Here is a 12313-nt window from a genome sequence, read left to right as displayed (position 1 = left end):
GATGACCAGTAAGATGCTCAACAAGTAGTAGTGACAGCTTTCGGGTGGAATTACAACTTATGATTTAGCCTGATGAAAGCTATATCTTAATTATTCTCCAGTAATTTAGCCAGTAACAATTCGAGGTTTACCGTCGCAAACGAAGAACTGTAATCAGATAAGCCATAGGGAATAATCAATTCACCATTGCTGATAATCGAACCGCAGGAATATACCACATTGGGTACATAACCTTCGCGTTCATCATTATTCGGAATAATTAATGGTTCTTTTAAATGGCCAATTTCTATGCTCGGGTTTTCAAGATCCAATAAACTTACACCAATACAGTACCTGCGCATGGGGCCAACACCGTGTGTAATTACTATCCATCCTTTATCTGTTTCAATCGGAGATCCGCAATTGCCAATCTGCACCAATTCCCAATCATATCGCGGTTGCTTTAAAAGGATTGGATTTTCCCAAACATTCACTTTATCAGAAAACATCAGGTAATTGTTCCAGCCGTCTATCCGGCTCATCATCACATATTTCCCTTTAATTTTTCGCGGAAATAGGGCCAGGTTTTTATTCTGAGCACCATCACCATATAGCGGAATCACTTTAAACTCGTAGAAATCCTCGGTTTGCACCAGTTTGGGAATAATCAAAGAACCATCAAATGCGGTATAGGTTGCATAGTATAATACTTTGCCATCATCTTTAATAAACTTAACAAAACGTGCATCTTCAATCCCTTTACGCTCAAATTCTGAAATCGGAAAAATTACACGGTCAGAGATATCTGTATCTTTAGAAAATGAAATGGTATGGTAAGTGTCTGACAGCCAGAGCACTTTATCGTATTCAATTAAACGTGCGGGATTTTCTTTGTGCAGACTTTTAGAATCTTTAATGATATTACTCAGGCTGGTATATTCAAATTTATCATCCAGTTTCGATTCAATTTCTTCCAATACAGAAGGATCAATCTGCGCATAGGCTGCTTTTTTCAGGAATAGTTTCTTCACGTAAATGGCATTTTTTACCACTTCAGCTTCATCAACGTAATTTCCAACAGGTAAAACCTGAATATTGTTATTTTTATCAATTAAAGCACGACGGAAAACAATAGAAGAAATGTGGCCTTCTCCAACAGCCCTAAAACTGATGATTACCCGTTTTTCCCCTTCAACCAGATCGGTCTGATCAGGGTCGTCTACAATACTCGGATTGAAAAAAGCGGCAGATTCAATAGAATATTCGTGGGTAAAATAGGCACCAATTAGCAATTTGGTGTATTCATCAATATCTTCTATTTCAGTACCCAGGGCAATAAACTGCTTTTTTAATTTTTTGCAGTGACGGGTTAAAATTTTAGTGATGTTGCGATGCCTTTTCGAATATTCCTGTAAGATGGGCGATATCAGTGAAAACACTTTTTCATCTGAAAACTCTAAAACCTTCCTGATGACTTCTAATGCTCTCTCCTCTCCGTTAAAAAAAAAACGTGCAATAACTCTTTTAGTATCCGGGTTAACCTTAACAGGTTTACGTTCTATGTATAATCTCATTATCTAAACTGTTTTGGTAGTAATTTTAACGCTTTCTGCCCTATTTCCTCCAACTTTATATTAACGAAATTTACGACTTAATTGTTTATATTATTTACAGTATTTACGCATAATTTTTACCTTTAGCTATTCATCCTTATAAGTAAACTAATAGCTATTCATCCTTATAAGTAAACTAAAACCTTAATGCATTACGAAAAAGCAGATAACATGATTCCATCAGATGAAACCTTGCGTTTGGAAAAATTGAGATATTATGAGATTTTAGATACAGCTGAAGAAAGGGCTTTTGATCAGATTGCACAATTGGCTGCAGAAATATTCGATGTTCCGAATGCGGGTATCGGTTTTCAAACAGATGGAGACTTCTTTATGAAAGCTCAATTGGGATCATTTATCGGATTACCTTTAAAAAATGATGCATTTACTTTTTTTGCCTCTATGCCAATCAGCTCGCCTGAAGGTTATGAGCTTGGTTTGATTTACGCGGCAGATATCGAATTTAAGGCGGCTACAGCACAGCAACTTAAAATGTTAGGGTTATTGGCAGATATGGTAACGGAGAAACTCGAATCCAGGATTTCGATCAGAAGAACTTTCAGGGCTTATGATGATCGTTTACATGTGCTTGTTCACGACCTTAAAAATCCCATGACCACCATTTCTTTACAGTCAGAACTGTTGGGACGGATTCCTGGTGTTGAGGAAAGGACAAGTTTAATTGCGGATAAGATCAATACGCAATCTAAAAGGATAATCGAAAATCTGAACAATCTTTTAATTTCAGCGCGTAAGGAAGCCCATTCCTTTAAGCCTAAAAAAGCAAAGGTTGACCTGAAAGAAATACTCGAAGAGGTAAAATTTAATTTAGATTTAGCGCTTAAACTGAAAAAGCAAACTGTTATCATCGATTTTGGAGCGCCGGTAGAAATTTTTGGTGATGCTGACAAACTTAAGGTCATTTTTAGCCAATTACTCGACAATGCCATTAAATTTTCTTCAGGCGGAAAGGAAATTCACATCACACATCAGGCTTCAGAAAATGAAGTCACCATTCAGGTGAAAGATAATGGTGTAGGTTTAACAGAAGAAGATCTGGATAAAATTTTCTTAAAATTCGCCACCTTAAGTGCTGTAGCTACAGATCATGAAAATACTTATGGTTTGGGGTTAATCACCGTAAATGCTTTAGTGGATATACACAAGGGAAAGTTATGGGTAGAAAGCAAAGGAAAAGATTTGGGTACAACATTTTACGTTATGTTACCCATTAAATAGGTTTAAATCTGCTAATTCGCTGATTTTCATTTCTTCAAGCAAAATTCTTTCAGGAATCGCATTTCTGTGGTACGACCATTTTATTAATCTTATAAAGCCATTTTCGATTTCTATACCTGTCATATCGCCATCACTAAAACAACAGCATCCGCTGTTAAAGTAGCCTGGTTTATATTTGCCAATACGTGGTGTTTTGGCTCTTTCTTTTATCACTTTATGAAGTTCTGCATTTAAAAGCGCAAGATCTTCGGTGTTCTTTTCTCGTTTGGCTTTATTCAGTTTGATATAAATGCGTTCCAGATGTGTTAATGAGGCGAAAACCGGCTGGTGTGTATGCCCGGTAATTAAAGCCATATTCTTTTTTGCAGCTACCCAGTTGTACATTAGTGCATTGTGTGCGGTTTTAAGTTGATTGCTGTACGCTGGTGTATTCGGATTAATTTGAAGATACGATTGCAGTGGTGCCCAAACCGTACTCACAAACCATTTGCTAAACCAGTTACCATCACTCTGTAAATCGCCCTGATGTCCGTGGGTTAAGAAAATATCAAGTTTACTTTCTCCAAGCGGCATTCTTAAAATTGCCCCTTCATAAATTCTGATTTTGGTCCCGTAAATTCTATTGAGGTTAAATCCCGCTAAAGGATCATTATCCCAATATAAATCATGGTTGCCGAATATTTTAGTGAAGTGATTTTTTGAGATAAAAGCTTTTTCTGCTTCGAAAGTTTCCTTATTGTGCTTGATTACAGATTCGAGTAAATTCTCCCAAAGTTCCTCGCTATCGCCCAAATTGATATAATGGAAATCCTGTTGATTGTAGTATTCGAGTGCCTTAAGGTAATTCTTTTCAGCTAAGGTGAAATCATCGGCATAATCGCGGGCACCTTTATGCTGATCCGATAAAATGATAAATTTATCTGTATCGGTAACATCAAAAATAAGTCCCCGTTTCCCAGGTGATGCATTGATGGTTTTGTACAGTTTATTTAAAGCAGCGTGGATGCGTTTACGGTTAGGCCTTGAACCAAACTTATTCGACATGCGAATAATCCAGGTACTGAGTAAACGTTGTAAGAATTTCCGCATGTATGAATGAGTCTTCGCCAGTATTATTGTTCCTCAAAATAACAAAAAATATCATCAATCGTTTTTTCTGAAAAGCAATAGTGGTAATTCTTAGGTTAGGTTCGGCCTTGCTTTCCGTTTTATGCCGATAAAAAATCGGCATGCTCACTCCAATCAAGTTTAGTTTACACCGGATAATCGCTTTTATTAATGTCAGGTCCTTTCTATAGCCAATAAAATAATGCTTTTTTTTAAATAATATTTTACTAAATTTGTTAGTATTGAAAAGATCAGGAAGCGCAGATTTACCGCTACATTATGGGCATGTACCACCATGGCTGGCACAGCGTATGGCTACACTTGGTTTAGCGATAACCGAAGCGATACTATTAGAATATGGTAAAGCAGAAGTAATACGCCGTTTAAGTAGTCCTTTTTGGTTTCAAAGCCTGGGCGCCGTAATGGGTATGGACTGGCATTCCTCAGGAATTACCACATCGGTAATGGGTGCTTTGAAGAAGTCGATTAATCCCTTGTCAAAAGAGCTGGGGATTTATATTTGTGGAGGCAAAGGGAAATACAGCAGGGAAACCCCAAACGAACTTTTAAAAATTGCCGATCAAACAGGCTTAAATGGAACAGCGCTGGTTCGGGCCAGTAAACTCAGTGCAAAAGTAGATAATACAGCCATTCAAGATGGTTTTCAACTGTATCTTCATAGTTTTATTTTAAGCAACGAAGGCGATTGGGCCGTGGTGCAACAAGGCATGAGCGATAGCAGCTCGACAGCAAGAAGGTACCACTGGCATTCTGAAAACTTAAAATCTTTTGTAGAAGAGCCTCATACGGGTATTTGTGGCATTAATCAAGGCCAGATTTTAAATCTAACCGATAACGATGCCGATAAAACAAGGCAGAGTATGATGAGCATGACAACTGAATCACCAACTCGAATGCTTGGTGAAATACAAAAATTGGTCATGCCCGATCATCATGAAGTAAAATCGAAAGATGTCGATTTAAAACGTTTAGGAAGTATACTATGGCTGGCACAGGAAAAACAACCGGGTAATTTTGAGGAATTATTATTACTTGAAGGCATGGGACCAAGAACTTTACAATCAATGGCTTTAGTAAGTGAGGTGATTTACGGTACACCTTCACGGTTTACCGATCCTGCACGTTATTCTTTTGCGCATGGCGGTAAAGATGGACACCCCTTCCCTGTTCCGGTAAACGTTTATGATGAGACCATCAGTGTTTTGCAGAAAGCCATTGAAAAAGCAAAGATTGGAAATACCAATAAACAACAAGCGATAAAATCGCTGCATCAAATTGCCCGTAATGCAGAAAAAGACTTTGTTCCGAATATGGATTTTGAAAAAGTAATTCAAAAAGAACGTGCGGAAAGCTGGAAATATGGTGGCAGAACCATTTTTGGAAAAGAGAAGCCACCAAAAGATGAGCAATTGAAGTTGTTTTAATCTATTTTTCTCGCATATTCGTCATCCTGAATTTATTTCAGGATCTATTTAATAATCATATGTTAAGTATTCATGCTGAAATTTCCGTGTCGAAAAATGATTAGCAACTAAACAGTATGATAGATGCTGAAACAAGTTCAGCATGACGACCGCCCTAAACTAGCTAGCTGTAAGATCTCTCTGCAAATAGTCTTCGTTTGTACCTAGGATTAGTGAGGTTCGCATTTGTAATGCTTAATAAGAATTCTAGGGGCGATAAAATCGCCATTCTCTTGCATCCTCGTTGTAAACGAGGACGATGTTTCTTAAAGGAATAAGCTCCGTGCCTCCGTGGCAGAGAATTAACTAAAGATTTATCAAAGCAAAAAAGGTCGTGGTGCAAACCACGACCCTAAAAATATAGAATTTAAAACCTACTAAGCGTATGCAACGGCATCTTTCGATGCCAGTTTAGTTGTTCCCATTAAGTATTCGTCTACCTTGCGGGCAGCTTCCCTACCTTCTGAAATAGCCCAAACTACTAATGATTGTCCGCGGCGAACGTCACCTGCGGCAAAAATCTTGGCAATATTGGTTTGATAGGTGTGTTCAGATGCCTTTACGTTTCCGCGGTTATCTAACTCTACGCCTAATTTCTCAATTAAACCTTCTTTTTGAGGATGTAAGAAACCCATTGCTAAAAGCACCAGTTCGCATGGAAGATCTCTTTCTGTACCTGCCACTTCTTTAAAAGTAACCGGGCGTCCGTTTGCATCAATTTCCCATTCTACATCGACTACTTTTAAGGCTTTAAGGTTTCCTTTTTCATCAGCAATAAAGTTTTTTGTATTTACTGACCAGGCCCTTTGTGCACCTTCTTCGTGAGAAGAGGTATTTTTTAGCAACATTGGATAATTTGGCCAGGGCATATGCTCGTTACGTGCCTGTGGCGGCATCGGCATAATCTCGAATTGCGTCACAGACTTCGCACCATGACGGTTCGAAGTACCAATACAGTCAGATCCGGTATCACCACCACCAATTACGATTACATTTTTACCGGTAGCCATAATATCTTCTGCTTCAACAGCTCTGCTTGCCACACGTTTATTTTGTTGTTTCAGGAAATCCATTGCAAAATGAACACCTTTAGCCGAACGGCCATCAATTGGCAAATCGCGTGGAATAGTTGAACCACCAGCCAATACAATGGCGTTGAAATCGCGCAATAAAGTACCTATTTCAACATTCTCGCCTACGTTGGCATTACATTTAAAAATAATACCTTCTTCTTTCATTAAATCGATACGGCGATCCACTACATTTTTCTGTAGTTTAAAATCAGGAATACCGTATCTCAATAAACCGCCTGGAGCATCGTCACGTTCGAAAACAGTCACTTCATGTCCGACTTTATTTAACTGGGCAGCGGCAGCTAATCCTGCAGGACCTGAACCAATTACAGCAACTTTTTTACCGGTTCTGATTAATGGTGCTTTTGCTTTGATAAATCCTTTTTCGAAAGCGATTTCGATGATGTGTTTCTCAATTTCCTCGATAGAAACCGGCGGGCGGTTAATACCTAATACACATGCTGATTCGCATGGTGCAGGGCAAATTCTACCTGTAAATTCAGGAAAGTTGTTGGTGCTTAATAAAATATTGGCCGCTAATTCCCATTTGCCTTGATAAACAGCGTCGTTAAATTCTGGTATCACGTTACCCAATGGGCAGCCTGACTGGCAGAAAGGTACGCCGCAATCCATACAACGGGCAGCCTGATTGTTTAATTCTTGTGAAGGTAAATCATTTAAAAATTCACCGTAGTGTTTTACACGTGTTGCAGCCTCTTCTCTGGTGGGCGCAACTCTATCGTATTCTTGAAATCCTGTTACTTTTCCCATGGCCTAGTGTGTTTTTACTTGTTGATTACGTTTGCTTAAAACTGCTTTGTATTCTTTAGGGAATACTTTTACGAAATGAGCAGATTGAGTTTTCCAATCGCTTAAGATAAACTCAGCTACTCTACTGTCCGTTAAGCGGATATGCGTTTTAAGTAAAGCTAAAATACGCTCTTCATCTTCAGCTTGCAGCGGATCTAAATCAACCATTTCCTTGTTGCATTTGCGTGCAAAAGTTCCGTTGGCATCATAAATCCAGGCCACACCACCACTCATACCAGCAGCGAAATTACTTCCGGTATCACCAAGAATCAGCACTTCACCACCGGTCATGTATTCACAACCGTGATCACCCACTCCTTCAACAACGGCTGTTGCACCAGAGTTACGCACGGCGAAACGTTCGCCTGCTTTACCACGGGCAAATAACTCACCAGAAGTGGCACCGTAAAGGGCTACGTTACCGATAATGATATTTTGTTCAGGGATAAAGGTTGAGTTTGAGAAAGGATAAATGGCTAATCTGGCACCCGATAATCCTTTACCTACGTAATCGTTCGCTTCACCTTCCAGTGATAAGGTTACCCCACGGGTATTGAATGCACCGAAACTCTGTCCGGCCGAACCTACAAATTTAAAGTTGATCGTATCCGGAGGTAGACCAGCACCTAAATGAACTTTCGAGATTTCATTCGATAACATGGTACCCAGCGCACGGTCGGTATTTTTCACATCGAAGCTGGCAAATACCGGCTCGTTATGATCGATGGCAGGTTGTGCTGCAGCAATTAACTTATGATCTAAAACCTGATCTAAACCATGATCCTGACCTTCAGTATTAAATAAAGGCAAACCATTTTCTTCAGCTTTGTATAAAATAGCTGATAAATCAAGGTGTTTCAGTTTCCAGTCTTCAGCAGGTAATTCGCGTACTTTCAAAATATCAGCCTGACCAATCATTTCGTGGATGGTTCTGAAACCTAATTCAGCCATAATCTCACGTAATTCTTCCGCAAGGAAATAAAATAAGTTCACTACGTGGTCTGCATCACCAGTAAATAGTTTTCTTAATTCCGGATCTTGTGTAGCTACGCCAACCGGACAAGTATTTAAGTGGCACTTACGCATCATAATACATCCTGAAGTAACCAGGGCTGCTGTGGCAACACCCCATTCTTCAGCACCTAATAAGGCTGCAATAGCGATATCTCTACCGGTTTTAAGCTGACCATCTGTTTGTAACACAATACGGTTACGCAGTTTATTTTTAACTAAAGTTTGGTGTGCTTCTGCCAAGCCTAACTCCCATGGTAAACCAGCGTGCTGGATAGAAGTTAAAGGAGAAGCGCCTGTTCCGCCATCAAAACCAGATACCAGAATGACATCGGCATGTGCTTTAGCAACACCCGCTGCAATAGTACCTACACCAGCTTTTGAAACCAGTTTCACATTGATTCTGGCAGCACGGTTGGCATTTTTCAAATCGAAAATTAGCTGGGCTAAATCTTCAATCGAATAAATATCGTGGTGAGGCGGAGGAGAAATTAAACCAACTCCCGGGGTAGAGTGACGAACTTTTGCAATCCAATCATCCACTTTGTGCCCTGGTAATTGACCACCTTCTCCTGGTTTAGCACCCTGGGCCATTTTAATCTGTAACTCGTCGGCATTGGTTAAGTAGTAACTGGTTACACCGAAACGTGCAGAAGCCACTTGTTTAATGGCCGAGCGCATGCTATCGCCATTTGGCAATTTAGTATAACGCATTTCATCTTCACCACCCTCTCCGGTATTGCTTTTTCCACCGATACGGTTCATGGCAATGGCTAAAGTAGAGTGCGCCTCGTGCGAAATTGAACCGAAAGACATCGCGCCTGTTGCAAATCTTTTTAAGATTGCTTCGGTAGATTCTACCTCATTTAAAGGTACTGATGGGCGGCTATAGTTAAATTCGAACAATCCACGGATGGTATAAGCTTGTTGTGTTTGCTCATTTACCAATTTAGAGTATTGCTTGAAAATATTGTAATCGTTTTTACGGGTTGCGTTTTGCAACAAGTGAATGGTTTGCGGATTAAATAAATGCGCTTCACCTTTACGACGGAATTTATAAGTTCCACCTGCCGGCAACAAGTTTTCGGTCTGTGTTAGCGGACCAAAACTGCGGTGATGTTTAATTAAGGTTTCTTTCGCAATTTCATCCAATCCTAAGCCACCGATACGTGAAACTGCACCAGTGAAATAAGTATTTACCACTTGTTTATTTAAACCTAAAATCTCGAAAATCTGCGCACCCTGATATGATTGCAAGGTGGAGATGCCCATTTTAGAGAAAATTTTAAGTAAACCACTATTAACCGCGTAGATATAGTTTTTAGTAAGCTGTTCTGTTGATAAACCAGATTCTTCCTTGAACTCGTTAATGGTTTCTAATGCCAGATAAGGGTTAATGGCTGTTACACCAAAGCCTAACAAAGTAGCAAAATGATGAACTTCCCAGATATCACCCGCCTCAATTACAATACCTACAGCACCACGGTATCCTTTGCGGATTAAGTGATGGTGTACTGCTGAAACGGCCAATAAAGAAGGCATTGCAGCATGTTCAGAGTCGATAGCCCTATCGGTTAATACAATTACCTGGAAACCATCTTCGACCGCATCAACGGCATAACGGCACAAACGGTCTAAAGCTTTCGCCATAGCGCCTGGTTTGCCATCAGCCCTGAAATAAGTCTGTAAAGTTTTCGCCTGGAAAACACCGGTATCGATGCTTCTTAATTTCTCTAACTCCTGATTGGTTAAAATTGGATGTTTAATGGCTACACAATGTGCTTGTTTTGGGGTTTCTTCCAGCAAGTTACCCATGCTTCCCATAAAACTGGCCAAACTCATCACCACTTTCTCCCTGATCGGATCTATTGGCGGGTTGGTTACCTGTGCAAATAACTGTTTGAAATAAGAAGATAAATGCTGAGGGCGTTTGGATAGAATAGCCAATGGAGTATCGGTACCCATAGAACCGATTGGTTCTTTACCTTCAATGGCCATTGGTTTAAGCAAAAGATCAACATCTTCCCTGCTGTAACCAAAAACCTGCTGATATTTAAAAATAGATTCAGTTGATAAACCAGTGAACATTACACGTGGCTCAGGTAATTCCTCTAAACGGATTTGATATCGATTAATCCAATCGGCATAAGGACTTTTACCGCAAACTTCTTCTTTAATTTCGTTATCACTGATAATTCTGCCTTGCTCCATGTCTACGACGAACATTTTGCCAGGCGTTAAACGACCTTTTTCGATTACGGTACTTTGATCGATAGCCAATGCACCAGCCTCAGAGCCCATAATTACACGGTCATCAGAAGTAATGGCATAACGGGAAGGACGAAGACCATTACGATCTAAAGTAGCACCAATTAATTTACCATCGGTAAAAGCAATTGCTGCAGGTCCATCCCATGGCTCCATTAAAGTAGCATGGAATTCGTAGAATGCCCTTTTAACCGGATCCATATCTTCGTTACCATCCCAGGCCTCCGGCACCAACATCATTAATACATGAGGCAGGGTTCTTCCAGAGTGAAGTAACAATTCAATAACATTATCTAAACAGCCTGAATCTGAATTGGTTTCATCGATTACAGGCAACAACATATCTAATTCTTCTGGTGTAAAATAAGCAGAAGCAAAAGACTTCACGCCTGCCCTAAACCAGTTTAAATTTCCTTGTAAAGTATTGATCTCACCATTGTGTGCAATAAAGCGGAATGGTTGCGCCAGCCTCCACGAAGGGAAAGTATTGGTCGCAAAACGAGAGTGAACTAAACCTAAAGCAGAAACCATGCGCTTATCGGTTAGATCGGTAAAATAGGTACGTACCTGTAATGAAGTAAGCTGACCTTTATATATAATGGTTTGCGCAGAAAGCGAAACGATATAAAAATCTTTACCACCATGAACGGTGTTTACGATCAGTTTAATCAGGTAATTTTTAAAAATATAAAGCTTACGTTCGAAATCAGCCCCAGGTGCTACTGCATAAGGGCGGGCAATAAATACCTGCTCAATTTCTGGTTCAACAGAAAGGGCCATATTGCCAATATCTGTTGTATCAACATCAACTTTTCTAAAACCTAAAATTTCAAGGCCTAATTTTTCGGCGGCACGGTAAATCAATTCTCTGCACTCTTCTCTCGATCTGATATCCTTTGGCATAAATAACATACCTACACCATAATTATTGGTTTCAGGTAGGCTAAAGCCAGCTTTTAAACATTCGTCATAAAAAAATTCGTGAGGAATCTGAATCATAATACCTGCACCATCGCCTGTATTCGGTTCTGCTCCACATGCCCCCCTATGATCTAGATTCTCTAAAATAGTAAGTGCATCAGAGATGATTTGATGCGATTTTCGCCCTTTCACATGTGCAACGAACCCAATACCGCAGGCATCGTGTTCAAATTGCGCATCGTACAATCCACTGTTTGGTTCCATTCTTTGCTCGTTAGTTGTTAGTGTATAGGAAACACTAAGATACGAAAAACAAATCTTAAATTACAGAGTTGACACGATTTTTAGAAAAATTTTAGTCCTTAAGTAATTTAAAGTCTTTGCATTGAAAAAATGATAATAATACCGATAAATATTTATCAAATTTATAATGGTAATATTGTACAATAAATTCACTTTTTCTGCTAAATTCCTGCATAAATCGTTTTAATTGTAGATTTATATACGAATATTTTATTTGCATATAAATAACATACCTCAGGTATTGCGAATGTTGTATTTTCTTATCCCATTTAAAATTACACATTTTAAATTTATTAAATTATTAATCAGCTACATAGCTTAAAAGAGAAAAAAAATGCAAAAATGCATTTCGCGAAACAACTTCTTTTTCTACCTTTGTGGCCGGGCAAGTCTTTTACGACCAGCTCCCTTTGAACTCCCCCAGGGTGGGAACACAGCAAGGGTAGAAGGTTGTAGCGGTGCGATAGAAGGTGCTTGCCCTTTTTTTTCTTTTCCCTTAATCCCC

7 protein-coding genes and 1 other RNA gene are annotated in these 12313 nt (G+C 39.4%); 3 read left to right on the top strand and 5 right to left on the bottom strand.

What is annotated here, in order from left to right:
• Positions 1-86: 86 nt before the first annotated feature.
• Positions 87-1553 (bottom strand): glycosidase, encoded by a 1467-nt coding sequence (locus CA265_08725; protein ARS39725.1) that lies wholly within the window; start codon positions 1551-1553, stop codon positions 87-89.
• A gap of 186 nt (positions 1554-1739) precedes the next feature.
• On the opposite strand from CA265_08725, the gene CA265_08720 reads away from it, so the two are divergent.
• On the top strand, positions 1740-2831 hold the full coding sequence (locus CA265_08720) for a hypothetical protein (protein ARS39724.1): 1092 nt from the start codon (positions 1740-1742) through the stop codon (positions 2829-2831).
• Here the strand turns inward: CA265_08720 and CA265_08715 are convergent.
• Entirely contained in the window at positions 2817-3920 is a 1104-nt protein-coding gene (locus tag CA265_08715) for a metallophosphoesterase (protein ARS39723.1), read from the bottom strand. The two genes, CA265_08720 and CA265_08715, sit on opposite strands and share 15 nt — an antisense overlap.
• 260 nt (positions 3921-4180) lie before the next feature.
• Here CA265_08715 and CA265_08710 point away from each other — a divergent pair, with 260 nt between their 5' ends.
• Complete coding sequence (locus tag CA265_08710) at positions 4181-5383, top strand: hypothetical protein (GenBank protein ARS39722.1); 1203 nt, start codon at positions 4181-4183, stop codon at positions 5381-5383.
• Between the two features lie 416 nt (positions 5384-5799).
• Here the strand turns inward: CA265_08710 and gltD are convergent, their stop codons facing one another.
• The 3 genes from gltD to CA265_08695 all read right to left on the bottom strand — a co-directional run bounded on the left by gltD (position 5800) and on the right by CA265_08695 (position 12091).
• On the bottom strand, positions 5800-7266 hold the full coding sequence (gltD, locus tag CA265_08705) for a glutamate synthase (protein ID ARS39721.1): 1467 nt from the start codon (positions 7264-7266) through the stop codon (positions 5800-5802).
• Between the two features lie 3 nt (positions 7267-7269).
• Entirely contained in the window at positions 7270-11769 is a 4500-nt protein-coding gene (locus CA265_08700) for a glutamate synthase large subunit (protein ARS39720.1), read from the bottom strand.
• Between the two features lie 91 nt (positions 11770-11860).
• Entirely contained in the window at positions 11861-12091 is a 231-nt protein-coding gene (locus CA265_08695; GenBank protein ARS39719.1) for a hypothetical protein, read from the bottom strand.
• Positions 12092-12191: 100 nt separating this feature from the next.
• On the opposite strand from CA265_08695, the gene ffs reads away from it, so the two are divergent.
• Positions 12192-12291: signal recognition particle sRNA small type (ffs, locus tag CA265_08690), an RNA gene on the top strand.
• The last annotated feature ends 22 nt before the right edge of the window (positions 12292-12313 follow it).

This window comes from Sphingobacteriaceae bacterium GW460-11-11-14-LB5, from assembly GCA_002151545.1.
Classification (GTDB): domain Bacteria; phylum Bacteroidota; class Bacteroidia; order Sphingobacteriales; family Sphingobacteriaceae; genus Pedobacter.
The sequence above is the reverse complement of the archived record's forward strand: the minus strand, read 5'-3'. Positions and strand labels throughout refer to the sequence as shown.

Bases quoted from the DNA above. Each gene is read 5' to 3' on its own strand.
- CA265_08725 (ARS39725.1), bottom strand. From the start codon at position 1,553: ATGAGATTATACATAGAACGTAAACCTGTTAAGGTTAACCCGGATACT.
- CA265_08720 (ARS39724.1), top strand. From the start codon at position 1,740: ATGCATTACGAAAAAGCAGATAACATGATTCCATCAGATGAAACCTTG.
- CA265_08715 (ARS39723.1), bottom strand. From the start codon at position 3,920: ATGCGGAAATTCTTACAACGTTTACTCAGTACCTGGATTATTCGCATG.
- gltD (ARS39721.1), bottom strand. From the start codon at position 7,266: ATGGGAAAAGTAACAGGATTTCAAGAATACGATAGAGTTGCGCCCACC.
- CA265_08700 (ARS39720.1), bottom strand. From the start codon at position 11,769: ATGGAACCAAACAGTGGATTGTACGATGCGCAATTTGAACACGATGCC.
- CA265_08695 (ARS39719.1), bottom strand. From the start codon at position 12,091: ATGTGTAATTTTAAATGGGATAAGAAAATACAACATTCGCAATACCTG.